This window comes from Streptomyces sp. NPDC058279, from assembly GCF_042881255.1.
Classification (GTDB): domain Bacteria; phylum Actinomycetota; class Actinomycetes; order Streptomycetales; family Streptomycetaceae; genus Streptomyces.
In genome coordinates this window covers 109576-124932 of sequence record NZ_JBHVYA010000010.1, presented here as the reverse complement: position 1 = coordinate 124932, position 15357 = coordinate 109576, and the positions used below count along the sequence as shown (strand labels likewise).

The following is a 15357-nucleotide window of genomic DNA, read 5'->3' as shown; positions in this document are numbered from 1 at the left end:
CGAAAACCGCCTGCCGATCCACCCGCCCGATCACCGTCCCGTCACCGATCCCCTGGAGTCCCCAAGTGCTGGAAGAGGTGGAGCGCTGGCTGGCCGACCGCTCCTGGTCCGCCGCCGACCGACCGCTCGACCAGCTGCTCGACCGCAAGCGCGCGTCGGGAGCGACGGTCAGCGTGGTGCTGCCCGCGCTCGACGAGGAGGCCACGGTCGGCGCGATCGTCGAGGTGATCCGCCGCGATCTGATCGAGGGGCTGCCGGTCCCCTTGGTGGACGAGCTGGTCGTGGTCGATTCCGGGTCGGGCGACCGTACGGCCGAGGTCGCCGCGAAGGCCGGCGCGCGGGTGGTGCACCGCGACGAGATCCTGCCGCGGCTCCCGGCGGTGCCCGGCAAGGGCGAGGTGCTGTGGCGCTCGCTGCTCGCGACCACCGGCGACATCGTCTGCTTCGTGGACGCCGACCTGCGGGACTTCTCCTCCGTCTTCGTGTCCGGCATCCTCGGGCCGCTGCTGACCGAGCCGGACGTGCACTTCGTCAAGGCGATGTACGACCGGCCGCTCGGCGACGCGCCCGGACAGGGCGGCCGCGTCACCGAGCTGGTGGCCCGGCCCCTGCTGAACCTGCACTGGCCACAGCTGGCCGGCTTCGTCCAGCCGCTGGGCGGCGAGTACGCCGTACGGCGCTCCCTGCTGGAACGTCTCCCCTTCCCGGTCGGCTACGGCGTGGAGCTGGGGCTGCTGGTCGACGCGCTGCACACGGTCGGACTGGACGCGCTGGCGCAGGTCGACGTCGGCGTACGGCTGCACCGCCACCAGGACGGGCAGGCGCTCGGCCGGATGGCCGCGGCGATCTACCGCACGGCGCAGCTGCGGCTCTCGCGCGGGCACCTGGTCCGCCCCGCGCTGACCCAGTTCGAGCGGGGCCCGGAGGGCTTCGTGCCGCGCACGCACGCCGTGGACACCGAGGAACGGCCGCCGATGCTGGAGGTCGAGGAGTACGCGGTCCGTCGCGTGGCCTGACGCGGCGTCGCGGGGCGCGGCGGGACGCGGCGCGGCGGGACGCGGCGCGGCTCGGCGTGTGACGCGCAGTGGCGTGGCGACGGGTTTGAGGCGCCTGCGCCGGGGTTAGGTTCGCGGCATGGCTTCCCAGGTACTCGTCGCCGCGAACCGCGGCCCCCTCTCGTACGCCCACGCCCCCGACGGCACCCTCGGCGCCCGGCGCGGCGGGGGCGGTCTGGTCTCCGGACTCTCCGCGGCGCTCGCGGAGCAGCCGGACGCGGTGTGGATCTGCGCGGCGCTGTCGGAGGGCGACCGGGAAGCGGTGCGGCGCGGGGTCTCGGAACCCGGCGTCCGGATGCTGGACATCGATCCCGCCGTGTACGACGCCGCGTACAACGGCATCGCGAACTCGGTGCTGTGGTTCACCCACCACCACCTGTACGACATCCCGCGCGAGCCGGTCTTCGACGCGGAGTTCCGGCGGCGCTGGGACGCGTACGTCCTCTACAACCGGGCCTTCGCGGACGCGCTGGCGGCGGAGGCCGACGAGGGCGCGGCCGTGCTGGTGCAGGACTACCAATTGGCGCTGGTGCCGGGCATGCTGCGCGTGCTGCGGCCCGACCTGAGGATCGCGCACTTCACGCACACCCCGTGGGCCTCGCCGGACGTGCTGCGGATGCTGCCGCGGTACGTGGTGGAGGAGCTGACCTGGGGGATGCTCGGGGCGGACCTGCTGGGCTTCCACACCGGGGAATGGGCGCGGGCGTTCCTGTCGGCGATGCCGTTCGACGGGGCGGAGGGCAGCGCGGAGGAGGTCCGGGAGGGGACCGTGGAGCACCGGCGGGAGTCGGTGTGGGCACGACGCACGACCGAGGTGCGCGCGTTCCCGCTGGGCGTGGACGGCGACGACCTGCGGGCGCTGGCGCACCGGCCGGAGGTCGACGACAAGCTGGCGGGGCTGCGGGCGGAGGTCGGGGACCTCAAGACGATCGTCCGGGTGGACCGGACGGAGCTGTCCAAGAACATCCTGCGCGGCCTGCTGGCGTACCGGGAGCTGCTGACGACGTACCCGCAGTGGCGCGAGCGGGTGGTGCACATGGCCTCGGCGTACCCCTCGCGGCAGGACCTGGCGGTGTACCGGGAGTACACGGCGGCGGTGCGGGACCTGGCGGCGGAGATCAACGCGGAGCTGGGGACGGCGGACTGGCAGCCGGTGCTGGTGTCGGTGGAGGACGACTTCGCGCGGTCGCTGGCGGCGTACCGGATGGCGGACGTGGCGCTGGTGAACCCGGTGCGGGACGGCATGAACCTGGTGGCGAAGGAGATCCCGGTGGTGTCGGAGGCGGGGTGCGCGCTGGTGCTGTCGACGGGGGCGGGGGCGTACGAGGAGCTCCGCTCGGACGCGCTGACGGTGAACCCGTACGACGTCTCGGAGACGGCGGCGGCGTTGCACGCGGCGCTGTCGATGCCGGAGGCGGAGCGGGCGGAACGCACGAAGCGCCTGGCCGCGGCGGCCACGTCGCTGCCGCCGACGGCCTGGTTCACGGCCCAGCTCTCGGCCCTCCGCGAGGCCTGACGCCGCCCTTCCCCGGGCGGGGCCGCGCTCCTGACCATGCCCTTGCCCGGGCGGGGCCCTTGACCGTGCCCGGACCCGGGCCGGGCCTGATCGTCTGCGGCGCCGCCGCGCAAGCGCCCCCGGGCTCCGCCCGGGTCTGGCGGGGCTCCGCCCCGCACCCCGCGCCTCAAACGCCGGCGAGGCTGAAAATGCAACCCCGACGCTCGCTTCCCAGGCGGAGCCGGGCCTCTCGGCCCCGGCCGGCGTTGCTTTCAGCCCCGCCGGCGTTTGAGGCGCGGGTCTGGGCAGGGCCCAGGGAACGGTGGAAGGGCGGGTAGGGGACGGCTCCGCGCAGCGGCACCCCGGGACCCCGCCCGGCGGGACGGCTCCGCGCAGCGGCACCTCGGCACCCCGCCCGGGCAGCCCCGCAGGGCCCCGCTCAGCCCCGCAGGGCCACCGCCAAGGCCGCCAGGAACGCCGCGACCTCCGCCGGCCCCGGCAGGACCAGGTCCGCCCGGGAGGCCAGCTCCGGGACCTCCGAGGAGCTGCACACCAGCAGCCCCGGCACCCCCTCCGCCCGCCGCTTCTCGACGGCGGCGTACGCCGCGAGGTCCCCCAGGTCGTCCCCCGCGTACAGCACCGCCTCCGCGCCGACCTCCTCCAGGTACTCCGTCAGGGCGACGCCCTTGTCCATCCCCGGCGGCCGCAGCTCCAGCACGGCCCGCCCCGGCTCCACCATCAGCCCGTGCCGCGCCGCCAGCTCCGCCAGCGGCTCCCGCAGGGCTTCGAAGGCCGCCTCCGGGTCCTCGGCGCGCCGGGTGTGGACGGCCAGCGCCCGGCCCTTCTCCTCGATCCAGGTCCCGCGCCAGGCCCCGATCGACTCCAGGAACCCCGGCAGCTCGGCCCGTACGGCCGCCACCCCCGGGTGCTCGGCGGGCGCGTGGACGAGCCCGCTGACGGCGTCCCACCGCTCGGCCCCGTAGTGCCCGAGGACGACGAGGTGTTCCAGGCCGGGAACCTCCGCGAAGCCCCCCTTGCGGACGGCGACCCCGGCCGGCCGGCCGGTGACGACGGCCACGGCCAGCACCTGCGGCGCGAGCGCGGCCAGCGCCGGTACGGCGTCCGGGTGGGCGCGCGCCTGGTCGGGGTCGGGAACGATGTCGGCGAGGGTGCCGTCGAAGTCGAGGGCTACGACGGATCGGCGCGGCGCGCGGAGGAGGGCTTCGAGTCCCTCCCGTCCGGCGGCGGTGGCGGGCACGGGCATCGGCGTTTCGTGCGCATGGCTCCCCATGGGGAAGACCCTAACGGTCCAGTCGTACGACTGCTATCGCCGGGCCCGCTGTGCCGCGCGGATGCGCCGGAGCCGGTTGACCGTGCCCGGCGCGTGCTCCAGTGCCCGCGGGTCGTCCATCAGGGCGTTGAGCAGCTGGTAGTAGCGGACCGGGGTCATCCCCAGCCCTTCGCGGATGGCCCGTTCCTTGGCTCCGGGCCCCGACCAGGTGCGTCCCTCGTACGCGAGCACGGCGGCCTCGGTGGCCGTCAAGCGCCCGTCGTCCGTCATACCGCCAGATTAACGCCGCCCACCGACACGCCCGCGGGCGGACCGGCGGCGAACCGGGGGCCCGGCCCGCTCAGCGGTTGCCGTCCGCCTTGCGCGCCGCGTCGGCGATGTCCCCGAGCACCTTCTCCGGCTGACCGCCCGGTTGGACCACCTTGCCGATGTTCTGCTTGACGTCCTCGCTCACCCCGGCCCACGACTTCTTGCCGACGGGGTACAGCCGCGCGGTCGGCAGCGCCGTCAGGAAGGTCTTGAGCTGCGGCGCGGAGCCGCCGCCGCCGGCCGCCGCCGCCTCCATGGCCCGGTAGCCGCTGGTGGTCACGGGCAGCAGGTCGTACTTGTTGGTGAAGGCCGTCACGTTCTTCGCCTCGTAGAGGTAGTCGAGGAACTTGCCCGTCTGCGCCTTGTGGCCGTTCTTGAAGGCCATGACCCAGTCGGCGACGCCCATCGTCGGGTGGTCGGTGCCGTCGGCCGTCGGCATGGGCACCATGCCGAACTTGATCCCCTTCTCGCCGGCCTGCTTGAGCAGCGTCGGGTGGCCGTTGAGCATGCCGACCTCGCCGCGCGCGAAGGCGTCGAAGGCGGCCTGGCGGTCGAGCTTGCCGGGCTCCACGGGGCCGGTGAGGCCTTGGCCGACCATCCTGTCGCGCAGGAACTCGAAGGTCTTGACGTTCTCGGGCGAGTCGATCTCGTAGCTGTCCTCGTTGTCGGTGTAGCCGCCACCGCCCGACAGCATCCACATCATCGACTCGGCCTGGGCCTCTTCGCGGCCGAGCGGCAGCGCGAAGGGGGTCGGGACGCCGGCGGCCTTGAGCTTCTTGGCGGCCGCCTCCAGGTCCGCCCAACTCTTGGGCTGCCAGCCGGCCTTGCCGTCCTTGGGTATGACGCCGGCGTCGCTGAGCAGCTTCTCGTTGTAGAAGAGCAGCCGGGTGCTGGCCACGAAGGGCATGCCGTACTGGGTGTGCTTGACCTTGCCGGCGTCGGCGAGCGGGCCGAGGAAGTCGGCCTCGGTCTGCACGGAGAGCAGTTCCTCGGCGGAGTAGAGCTTCCCGGCTTCCGCGTAGTCGGCGTAGGCGCCGATCTGCGCGATGTCGGGGGCCTTGTGGGCCTTGACCATCTCGGCGACCTTGGCGTCGACCTCGGTCCAGGAGTAGACGCTGACCTCGACGTTGATCCCGGGGTGGGTCTTCTCGAAGGAGTCCCCGAGCTGTTTCCAGTAGGCGGCGGAGGAGTTCTGCGGATTGTCGCCGTAGTCGGCCGCCACGACCCGGAGGGTCACCTCGTTGTTCCCGGTGAGGCCGAGGGCTCCGCAGCCCGTCAGCGTCACGGCGGTCAGGCAGAGCGCGGCCCCGGTCGCGGCCAGGCTCAGGTAACGGCCCTTCACAGTTCTGATCCACCCCTTGTCGTACCTACTATTCATCGTAAGGTCTACACCACTTTCCGGCTGCTTCACATCCGGAACGCGCCGCTCGCCCGGACCGTGTCCGGACCGTTGCCGGAGCGCGCCCCCGGATTTGTATGGCGGCTCAACATTCCCCCCAATGGACTAGACCTTTGCCTCCCCAGCACGCGAGACTGTCCTCTGTGAAACCCGTGAAACACGTCATCGCCCTCGATGTGGGCGGCACCGGGATGAAGGCCGCCCTCATCGCCGAGGACGGCACCCTGCTGCACGAGGCGCGCCGCGCCACCGGCCGCGAGCGGGGCCCCGGGGCCGTCGTCGAGACGATCCTCGACTTCGCCGCCGACCTCCTCGCCCACGGCCGCGCACACCTCGGCCGGGCCGCCTCGGCCGCCGGTGTCGCGGTGCCGGGCATCGTCGACGCCGAACGCGGGACCGCCGTCTACGCGGCGAACCTGGGCTGGCGCGACGTACCGATGCGGGACCTGCTCGGCGCCCGCCTCGGCGGCATCCCGGTGGCCCTCGGGCACGACGTGCGCACGGGCGGCCTCGCCGAAGGCCGCATCGGCGCGGGACGCGGTGCCGACCGGTTCCTGTTCGTTCCGCTCGGCACCGGCATCGCCGGCGCCATCGGCCTGGCCGGCCGCATCGAGGCCGGCGCCCACGGCTACGCGGGCGAGATCGGCCACATCGTGGTCCGCCCCGGCGGACCGGCCTGCGGCTGCGGCCAACACGGCTGCCTGGAGACCCTCGCCTCCGCCTCCGCCGTCAGCCGCGCCTGGGCCGCCGCCTCCGGCGACCCCGACGCGGACGCCGCGCACTGCGCCAAGGCCGTCGAGTCCGGCGACACCCGCGCCCGGGAGGTGTGGCTCACCGCCATCGGCGCCCTCGCCGACGGGCTGGTCACCGCGATCACCCTGCTGGACCCGCGCACGGTGATCATCGGTGGCGGCCTCGCGGAGGCGGGGGAAACCTTGTTCACACCACTTCGGACGGCCGTGGAGGAACGCGTGACGTTCCAGCGACTGCCCGAGATCGTTCCGGCCGCCCTCGGGGACACCGCCGGATGCCTGGGCGCAGGGCTGCTCGCCTGGGACCTACTCGCCACGGAGGTACCTGCCTGATGGCCGCAAGCACACAGAGCACTGTTCTGTCCGGTGCCAAGGTGGTGCTGCCCACCGGGACCGTGGCGGGCGGCCGGGTCATCGTCGACGGCGAGCGGATCGCCGGCAGCGCCTCCCCCGACACCCCGGTCACCGACCTGGCCGGGCACTGGATCGTCCCCGGCTTCGTGGACATGCACAACCACGGCGGCGGCGGCGCCTCGTTCACCTCCGGCACCGCCGAGGAGGTCCTCAAGGGCGTACGCACCCACCGCGAGCACGGCACCACCACCCTCGTCGCCTCCACCGTCACCGGCGAACTCGACGAACTCGCCCGCCGCGCCGGGCTGCTGGCCGAACTGACCCAGCAGGGCGAGATCGCGGGCATCCACTTCGAGGGACCCTTCATCAACGCCTGCCGCAAGGGCGCCCACAAGGCGGAACTGCTGCGCGACCCCGACCCGGCCGAGGTCCGCAAACTGGTCGACGCCGCGCACGGCGCCGCCCGGATGGTCACCCTCGCCACCGAGCTCCCCGGCGGCCTGGACTCCGTACGCCTGCTGGCCGAGCACGGGGTCATCGCCGCGATCGGCCACACCGACGCCACCTACGACCAGACCCGCCGCGCCATCGACGCGGGCGCCACCGTCGCCACCCACCTCTACAACGCGATGCCCCGCCTCGAACACCGCGCCCCCGGCCCGATCGCCGCGCTCCTGGAGGACGAACGGGTCACCGTCGAGCTGATCAACGACGGCACGCACCTGCACCCGGCGATGCTGGAACTGGCCTTCCACCACGCGGGCGCCCACCGCGTCGCGCTGATCACCGACGCGATGGACGCGGCCGGCTTCGGCGACGGCACCTACCACCTCGGGCCGCTGGAGGTCGAGGTCAAGGACGGCGTCGCCCGCCTCGTGGAAGGCGGCTCCATCGCCGGCTCCACGCTGACCCTGGACACCGCCTTCAAGCGCGCGGTGACCGTCGACAAGCTGCCCGTCGAGTCGGTGGTCCAGGCGATCTCCGCCAATCCGGCCAAACTGATCGGCCTGTACGACCGGGTCGGCTCGCTGGAGCCCGGCAAGTACGCCGACCTCGTGGTCCTGGACGCCGAGTTCGCGCTGCGGGGCGTCATGCGGCGCGGCGAATGGATCGTCAACCCCGGTGGCGGCCCCGGCCGCTGAGCGGCCGATCGGCCGGCGGGCAACGGGCCGTCGCCCGCCGGACTGGGCGGACGGCCCGCGGTTTGGCATGATCCCGGCACACACCAAGACCGGGGCTGACCATGATCCTCACCGTGACCCTCAACACCGCGCTCGACGTCACCTACCGGGTGCCGCGACTGCTCCCGCACACCTCGCACCGGGTCACCGGCGCGACCGAACGCCCCGGCGGCAAGGGCGTCAACGTCGCCCGGGTACTCGCCGCCCTCGGCCACAAGGTCACGGCGACCGGCTTCGCGGGCGGCGCGGTGGGCGCGGTCGTACGGGAACTGTTGGCCGCCGACGCCGGCGTGACGGACGCCCTGCTGCCCTGCGCCGGCGCGACCCGGCGCACGCTCGCGGTGGTCGACGAAGCCTCCGGCGACACCACGCAGTTCAACGAACCGGGCCCGCAGATCACTCCCGCGGAATGGGCGCGCTTCCAGTCCCGCTACGAGGAACTCCTGGACGGGGCCCGCGCGGTCGCCCTCTGCGGCAGCCTGCCGCCGGGCGTACCGGTGGGCGCGTACGCCGTGCTCGTCCGCACCGCCCGCGCGGCCGGGGTCCCCGTACTCCTCGACACCAGCGGCGAGGCGCTGCGCCGCGGTGTCGCCGCCCGCCCCGAGATGATCAAACCGAACGCGGCCGAGCTGGCCGAACTGACCGGCTCCCGCGACCCGCTGCCCGCCACCCGCGACGCCCGCCGGCGCGGCGCCCACGCGGTGGTCACCTCCCTCGGCCCGGCGGGGCTGCTCGCCGCCACCGCCGACGGCACCTGGCAGGCCGCGCCGCCCCGCCCGCTGGCCGGCAACCCCACCGGCGCCGGCGACTCCGCCGTCGCGGGCCTGCTCTCGGCACTCACCGAGGGCCTGGACTGGCCCGCCCGCCTGACCCGCGCCGTCGCCCTCTCGGCGGCCACCGTCCATGCCCCGGCGGCGGGAGAGTTCGACCCCCGCACCTACGAACAGGTACGGGGGTCGGTGACGGTCACGCACGCTCAGGCGTGAGGAGCCGCTACGGCGGCTTCTGGAGCCAGAGCTGGTCGATGATGATCTCGCACTGGTTGCCCGTCTCGCACGACATCTTGATGGTGTTCGGACCCTTCTTCAGGTCCACCAGCGAGTACGTGTACGTCCACTTGTCCCACTCGCCCGGCTTGGCCTTGGCGAAGTTCTTCATGTTTATCGGCCGGCTCTGCTTCTCGCCGTTGACGGTGAGCGTGGTGTTCGCGTCATTGCCGGGAACGGAGTAACTGATGTAGGCCGCGTACGTGTCCGCCTTGGCCACGTCCAGGGTCCAGGTCAGCGCCGCGCCGGGCTGGTTGAAGTTGCCGACGTACTGGCCGCCCGTGCTCTTCGCACCGGGCACCGTGCTCGTCAGCGCCGCGCCGCCCGTCAGGGTCATGCCCGCACCCGAGGCGTCCGCCTTGGGCAGCGGGCCCTCCGACGGCTGCGGGGAACCGCTCGCCTTCGGACTCCCGGAGTTCTGCGGGGCGGCCGACTGCTGGTTCTGGCCGTTCGCCTGGTTCTTGTCCTTGTCCTTGCCCTTGTCGCCGAAGGCCAGGGCCGCGCCGATGCCGATCGCCACGGCGGCGACCACCGCGACCGCCGCGATGAGCAGCCCGCGCCGACTCGACCCGCCGCCACCGCCGCGCCCGCCGTGACCACCGTGGCCGTCGTCGCCGGGGAGCGGCTGGGACTGCGTCTGCTGCTGCGGAACGCCGTAGCCACCGGCCTGGAGCGCCTCGGGAGCCTGGTACTGGGCCTGGTAGCCCTGCGGGCCCGGCTGCGCCGGCCCCTGCTGGTACGGGACGGCACCGCGCTGGCCGCGCCGGTCGCCGACCGTGCGCACCTGGTTGTACGAGGTACGGGGGACACCGGGCTGCGCTCCGCCCTGCCCCCCGGCCGCGGGCCCGGGGTATCCGTACCCGCCGGGGGAACCGGGCGGGGTGGCACCGGCGGCCTGGCCGTCCGCGTAGAGGTAGCCGAACGGATCTTCGTCCTCGGGCTGGTTCGCCCCGCCGTGCGGACCGCTGTTCGCGGGCGTCGTCATCGCAGGTCACTCCTTTCGACCCACGGGAGCCTACCCCGAACACGTGCGCCCACGGGCGGCCGATCGGCTCAGCCGGCCCGGCGGTGGGCCTTGGAGCGAGACCTCTTCTCGATGTACATCCGCTGGTCGGCGGAGCGCAGCACCTCGTCCGCGGACATGCCGCAGCTGGCCCAACCGATGCCGAAACTCGCCCCGACGCGGACCGCGCGGCCGTCCACCCGGATCGGCGGGATGATCGCGTTCCGCAGCCGGACGGCCAGGTCGGCGGCGTCGGCCGCGCCCAGCCCGTCGGCGAGGACGACGAACTCGTCACCGCCGAGCCGGGCGACCGTGTCACCGTCGCGCACGCCCGTCGTCAGCCGCCGGGCGACCTCGATCAGCACCGCGTCGCCCGTGTGGTGACCGAACCGGTCGTTGATCGACTTGAAGCCGTCGAGGTCGCAGAAGAGCACCGCGAGCCCCTTCGTCCCGTCGTCGATGTCGGTGGCGGGTGCGACGGTGTGCACATGGTGGTCGTACGGGCCCACCTCCCCCGGTCCCGTCCCCGGTCCCGCGCCCGCGACCGGCCCCACTTGCTGCCCCACGCCCCCTTCGAAGGGGGCGCCGCCGTACCCGTCGGGGGGAAAGCCGTGCTCGGCGGCACCACCTCCCGCCTCCGGACGCCCCTCGAAGGCCGCGTCCAGCGCCTCCACGGCCGTCGCCCGCACCGACTGTGGCCGGCGGCACAGCCGCGCCCCGAGCCGCGAGCGCAGCTCGGCGCTGTTGGGCAGGCCGGTCAGCGCGTCGTGGCTGGCCCGGTGCGCGAGCTGGAGCTCGTGCCGCTTGCGCTCCTCGATGTCCTCGACGTGGGTGAGCAGGAACCGCGGCCCGTCGGCGGCGTCCGCGACCACGGAGTTGCGCAGCGAGACCCACACGTACGTCCCGTCGCGCCGGCCCAGCCGCAGCTCGGCCCGGCCGCCCTCGGCCGAGGTGCGCAGCAGCGTGCCGATGTCCTCGGGGTGGACCAGGTCGGAGAAGGAGTACCGGCGCAGTACGGAGGCCGGCCGGCCCAGCAGCCGGCACAGCGCGTCGTTGGTCCGCAGCAGCCGGCCGTGCTGGTCACCGCCCATCTCGGCGATGGCCATACCGCTGGGCGCGTACTCGAAAGCCTGACGGAACGACTCCTCGCTGGCGCGCAACGCCTGTTGCTCCCGCTCCAGCCGGACCAGGGCCCGTTGCATGTTGGCGCGCAGCCGCGCGTTACTGATCGCAATCGCCGCCTGGAAGGCGTACATCTGGAGCGCCTCGCGCCCCCACGCGCCCGGCCGGCGGCCGTTGCGCGGTCTGTCCACCGAAATGACACCCAGAAGTTCCCCGCCGGACGCATACATGGGGGCGTAGAGCCGGTCTTCGGGATGCCACTCGTCCGCGAAGCGGGGATCGGGACCCTCGGTGTGCCACTGGGGCACGTCGTCCTCCAGCAGGACCCAGCCCTCGGTGTGCGGGATGAAGCGGAGGCCGTCCCAGTTCTCACCCATCGTCAGCCGCCGTTCCCAGGACAGGCGGGAGCCGACGCGGCCGGTGATCAGGGCCTCGGCGGCCGGGTCACCTGCGAAGGCGGCCACGACCAGATCCCCGTCAGGGCGTACGAGGTTGACGCAGGCGAGTTCGTAACCGAGGCCCGCGACGATGCCGTCCACGACGGTCTGCAGAGTGTCCGCCAGGCTACGGGCCGTATTGAGGTCGGCCACCACCCGGTGCAGCTGCCGCAGGGTCGCAAGACGGACGTACGGCTCCGACTCGGTCTCCATTGTTCGCTCTCCCCGAGACCTCGACAGCAACTCCAGGTGTGTCATCGGCGGTTCGTTGCGGTGTCCCGTCCACTGAATCACAGTGAGCTGTGCGGCAGGTACACAGGGTCAACAAATCTTGCCGTCTGTGACTCAAGTCACATGAGATGAAGAACGTGTCCTGAAAAGGCACGAGAGCCTCCGCCACCACTGGGAGCGCTCCCTCCCCTTTCCGCGGGCAAACGATACGCGCGGTCCTAGGACCGGGGGCCCGTACGCGCTTCGGACCAGGGCCCGATGTGCGCGCGGGAGAGCGAGACTAGCGTTCCAGGCGTGCCGAAGACGACCCTGGAACCCGCTGCCGCAGCCGACACCCCGCATCCTGAGGGGGTGACCGAGGAAGAATTCCGGGCCGCCATGTCCCGACTGGCGGCCGGCGTAACGCTGATCACCGCCCACGAGCCCGCCCTGACGTCCGACGGCCCGCGGGGCGAGGACGTGGGCATGACGGCGACCGCCTTCATGTCGGTGTCCCTGGACCCGCCGCTGGTGCTGGTGAGCCTGCGCGAGGGCTCGCGGATGGACGACCTGCTGGCGGAGCAACCGATGTGGGCGGTGTCGATCCTCGCGGACAGCCAGCTCCAGGTCGCCGGCCGGTTCGCGATGAAGGGCAGGATCAGCGACCGGCTGCTGTTCGAGGGCGTGCCGTACGAGCGGGGCCCGCTCTCCGGGGCCCCGCTGCTGACGGGGGCGCTGGCCACGCTGGAATGCCGTACGGAATCCCGCGTCCCGGCGGGCGACCACACCCTGGTCATCGGCCGCGTCCTGTCGGCCACCCTCCCCACCCCGGACGCCCCACCCCTCACCTACTTCCGCGGCCGCTACCGCCACTTGTCCGGCTAAACCGCCATCCCGGCCAGATCCAGCCCCGCCGGCGTTTGAGGCGCGGGGTCCGGGGCGGAGCCCCGAAAACCCGGCGCAGCCGGGGCCGCGCAGCGCAGCGGCGCCGCACCCGGCCAGCACCGCCCCGCCGGAGCAACCCGCGGAGCGTCCCGCTACCAGTCCCGCCCCGTCCGCCCCCGCTTCGTCTCCGCCCGCGCCTTCTTCTCCCGCAGCCGCCGCTCGTTGATCCCGCGCGGGATCTTCGTCGCCCGCCGCTGCTTCGGCGGCGGCGCCGTCGCCTCCGCCAGCAGCGAAGCCAACCGCACCAACGCCATCTCCCGGTTGCGAAGCTGCGAGCGGTGCTCGGACGCCCGGACCGTCAGCACCCCGCCGACCAGCCGGGACGCGAGCCGTTCCAGCGCCCGCTCCTTCCACACCTCCGGCAGCGCCTTCGTCGCCCCGAGGTCGAACAGCAGCTCCACCCGCGAGTCGGAGGTGTTCACGTGCTGGCCCCCCGGCCCGGAGGAACGCGAGAACCGCCAGCCGAGCTCCCCCTCGGGCAGCACGACGGAACCACGGATGACATAGGGACCAGGCATGCCCCTATGATCCGCCCCGCCACCGCGCCCCGTCACCCTATTTCCCCGCCCCGGCCGACCCCGTACGCCCGTCGGACGGACCCCGTGGAACCTACCGACCCCCTCCCCGCGTTATGGAGGGCAGCGGTACCTTGACCACGTTCGGCGGTCATGTGATTGAGGAAGGGACACCAGTCAAAATGGCAGTAAGCCTGTCCAAGGGCGGCAACGTCTCGCTTAGCAAGGAGGCCCCCGGCCTCAGCGCCGTCACGGTCGGCCTCGGCTGGGACGTCCGCACCACCACCGGTGTCGACTTCGACCTCGACGCCTCCGCCATCGCGGTCAACGCGACGGGCAAGGTCGTCTCCGACGGTCACTTCGTCTTCTTCAACAACAAGTCCACCCCGGACCAGACCATCGTCCACACCGGTGACAACCGCACCGGCGAGGGCTCCGGCGACGACGAGTCCATCAAGGTCAACCTCGCCGGCCTCCCGGCCGATGTCGACAAGATCGTCTTCCCGGTGTCCATCTACGACGCCGAGTCCCGCGGCCAGAACTTCGGCCAGGTCCGCAACGCGTACATCCGCGTCGTGAACCAGGCCGGCGGCGCCGAGATCGCCCGCTACGACCTCTCCGAGGACGCGGCGACCGAGACCGCCATGGTCTTCGGCGAGCTCTACCGCAACGGCGCCGAGTGGAAGTTCCGCGCCGTCGGCCAGGGCTACGCCTCCGGCCTGACCGGCATCGCCCAGGACTTCGGCGTCAACGTCTGACCTCCCGGCACAGCCGCCGACGCGGCCCCCTCCCGCCATCCGGGAGGGGCCCCGTCGCAGCGCATCGGCGCTACGGCTTCGGGCTGTCCGCGCCGTAGAGCCACACGTCCCAGACCTTCTTCAGGTCGTGGCCCGTCTTCTGCTCCGCGTAGGCGGTGAAGTCGGCCGTACTCGCGTTCCCGTGCCGGTGATCCGCGGCCCAGCCCCGCAGCAGGGCGAAGAACCGCTCGTCGCCGACCTCCTGCCGGATGCGGTGCAGCACCATCGCGCCCCGGTAGTACACCGGCCCCTCCGAGATGTCCGCGGGCCCGGGCGGGGCCGCGGGCGGGAACGCGTCCCAGCCGGAAGCGAGCGTCCCTTCGAGGGACGTATCACCGGCGAGCAGCGCGTCGAACCGTTTCTGCGCGCTCGGCCCGCCGTGGTCCTCCGACCACAGCCACTCCGCGTACGTCGCGAACCCCTCGTTGAGCCACATGTCCTTCCAGGACTTCGGCGACACCGAGTCGCCGAACCACTGGTGCGCGAGCTCGTGCACGACGAGCTCCACCGAAGGCGCCCCCGAGTAGACGGGTTTGGTCTGCGTCTCCAACGCGTAGGGCAGCGTCCCGTCCGGCATCACGATCGTGCCCACCGTGGCGAAGGGGTACGGCCCGAACCGTCCCGCGCCCCACTCCACCACCTCCGGCAACCGCCGCAGCGCCGCCGCGCTCCCGGCCGCTTCCCCGGGTGCGACCGCGTCGTAGACGCCGATGCCCGACGCCGTGCGGCCCGTGGCCACCTTGAACTTCCCGATGGCCACCGTGGCCAGGTAGCTCGCCATCGGCTCTGCGCTGTGCCAGGCGAAGGCGGTCCGCCCGTCGCCGGTGTCCCTGCGGGAACCCAACTCGCCGTTGGAGACCGCCTCGTAGCCCCGCGGGACGGTGAGGGTGATGTCGTAGGACGCCTTGTCGCTCGGGTGGTGGTTGCCGGGGAACCAGGTCATCGACCCGACCGGCTCGCCGACCGCCACGGCCCCGTCCGCCGTCGTGATCCAGCCCTCCGGGGAACCGTCCGCGTCGGTGAGGGGCTGGGGCGTGCCGCTGTAGCGGACCTCCGTACGGAAGACCGCGCCCTTGGCGACGTCCTCGCGCGGGCGCACGGTCAGCTCCCGGCCCGTCCGGTTGTACCGGGCCGGCTCGCCCTCGACGGTGACCGCGTCGACGCGCAGCCCGCTGAAGTCGAGGTTGAAGGCGCTCAACGTCTGTTCCGCGCGGGCGGTGATGACGGCCCGGCCGGTCAGCCGGCCGCCGGGGGGCCGGTAGCCCAGGTCCAGGGCGTAGTGGTCGACCTGGTAACCGCCGTTGCCCGCCTTGGGGAAGTACGGGTCCCGCAGCCCCGACGCGCCCGGCCGCCCCTGCACGGTCGTCCCCGTACAACCCGCGGTGAGGGCGAGGAGGACGGCGACCGCGGGGGCGGCGAGGCGGACGAGCGTGCGGTGATCCACGC

The 15357-nt window shown here is 73.1% G+C and carries 14 protein-coding genes; 7 read left to right on the top strand and 7 right to left on the bottom strand.

Annotated elements, in window-relative coordinates; genetic code table 11:
* The first annotated feature begins 65 nt into the window (after positions 1-65).
* Entirely contained in the window at positions 66-1016 is a 951-nt protein-coding gene (locus tag ACFVXJ_RS20530; protein ID WP_389663463.1) for a glucosyl-3-phosphoglycerate synthase, read from the top strand.
* Positions 1017-1134: 118 nt separating this feature from the next.
* Positions 1135-2571, top strand: coding sequence for a trehalose-6-phosphate synthase (locus tag ACFVXJ_RS20525; RefSeq protein ID WP_389663461.1), 1437 nt, complete (start codon positions 1135-1137; stop codon positions 2569-2571).
* Positions 2572-2989: 418 nt separating this feature from the next.
* Here ACFVXJ_RS20525 and otsB read toward each other — a convergent pair whose 3' ends face one another.
* The 3 genes from otsB to ACFVXJ_RS20510 form a co-directional block, all read right to left on the bottom strand.
* Positions 2990-3841 carry a trehalose-phosphatase gene (gene otsB / locus ACFVXJ_RS20520; RefSeq protein ID WP_389663459.1) on the bottom strand — a complete coding sequence of 284 codons (852 nt, stop codon included), beginning with the start codon at positions 3839-3841 and terminating at the stop codon, positions 2990-2992.
* Between the two features lie 33 nt (positions 3842-3874).
* Positions 3875-4111, bottom strand: coding sequence for a DUF3263 domain-containing protein (locus tag ACFVXJ_RS20515; protein ID WP_389663457.1), 237 nt, complete (start codon positions 4109-4111; stop codon positions 3875-3877).
* A 70-nt stretch (positions 4112-4181) separates the two neighbouring features.
* On the bottom strand, positions 4182-5528 hold the full coding sequence (locus ACFVXJ_RS20510) for an extracellular solute-binding protein (protein ID WP_389663455.1): 1347 nt from the start codon (positions 5526-5528) through the stop codon (positions 4182-4184).
* Between the two features lie 173 nt (positions 5529-5701).
* On the opposite strand from ACFVXJ_RS20510, the gene ACFVXJ_RS20505 reads away from it, so the two are divergent.
* The 3 genes from ACFVXJ_RS20505 to ACFVXJ_RS20495 all read left to right on the top strand — a co-directional run bounded on the left by ACFVXJ_RS20505 (position 5702) and on the right by ACFVXJ_RS20495 (position 8822).
* Entirely contained in the window at positions 5702-6634 is a 933-nt protein-coding gene (locus ACFVXJ_RS20505; RefSeq protein ID WP_389663611.1) for an ROK family protein, read from the top strand.
* Positions 6634-7797, top strand: a complete 1164-nt coding sequence (gene nagA / locus ACFVXJ_RS20500) for an N-acetylglucosamine-6-phosphate deacetylase (RefSeq protein ID WP_389663453.1) — start codon at positions 6634-6636, stop codon at positions 7795-7797. Before ACFVXJ_RS20505 ends, nagA begins: the two co-directional genes overlap by 1 nt.
* A 101-nt stretch (positions 7798-7898) precedes the next feature.
* Positions 7899-8822: a 1-phosphofructokinase family hexose kinase gene (locus ACFVXJ_RS20495; protein WP_389663452.1), complete on the top strand. Its 924-nt coding sequence runs from the start codon at positions 7899-7901 to the stop codon at positions 8820-8822.
* Positions 8823-8829: 7 nt separating this feature from the next.
* Here the strand turns inward: ACFVXJ_RS20495 and ACFVXJ_RS20490 are convergent, their stop codons facing one another.
* Positions 8830-9867 (bottom strand): CBM35 domain-containing protein, encoded by a 1038-nt coding sequence (locus tag ACFVXJ_RS20490; RefSeq protein WP_389663450.1) that lies wholly within the window; start codon positions 9865-9867, stop codon positions 8830-8832.
* Between the two features lie 68 nt (positions 9868-9935).
* A complete protein-coding gene (gene cdgB / locus ACFVXJ_RS20485; RefSeq protein WP_389663449.1) occupies positions 9936-11657 on the bottom strand; it encodes a diguanylate cyclase CdgB in 1722 nt (573 codons plus the stop codon).
* A gap of 276 nt (positions 11658-11933) precedes the next feature.
* On the opposite strand from cdgB, the gene ACFVXJ_RS20480 reads away from it, so the two are divergent.
* Complete coding sequence (locus ACFVXJ_RS20480) at positions 11934-12539, top strand: flavin reductase family protein (protein WP_389663447.1); 606 nt, start codon at positions 11934-11936, stop codon at positions 12537-12539.
* Positions 12540-12691: 152 nt separating this feature from the next.
* On the opposite strand, the gene arfB is transcribed toward ACFVXJ_RS20480, so the two are convergent.
* Positions 12692-13117, bottom strand: a complete 426-nt coding sequence (arfB, locus tag ACFVXJ_RS20475; RefSeq protein ID WP_361138197.1) for an alternative ribosome rescue aminoacyl-tRNA hydrolase ArfB — start codon at positions 13115-13117, stop codon at positions 12692-12694.
* A gap of 179 nt (positions 13118-13296) precedes the next feature.
* On the opposite strand from arfB, the gene ACFVXJ_RS20470 reads away from it, so the two are divergent.
* A complete protein-coding gene (locus tag ACFVXJ_RS20470) occupies positions 13297-13872 on the top strand; it encodes a TerD family protein (protein WP_389663444.1) in 576 nt (191 codons plus the stop codon).
* Between the two features lie 70 nt (positions 13873-13942).
* Here ACFVXJ_RS20470 and ACFVXJ_RS20465 read toward each other — a convergent pair whose 3' ends face one another.
* Positions 13943-15355: a M1 family metallopeptidase gene (locus ACFVXJ_RS20465; RefSeq protein WP_389663442.1), complete on the bottom strand. Its 1413-nt coding sequence runs from the start codon at positions 15353-15355 to the stop codon at positions 13943-13945.
* Between the last annotated feature and the right edge of the window lie 2 nt (positions 15356-15357).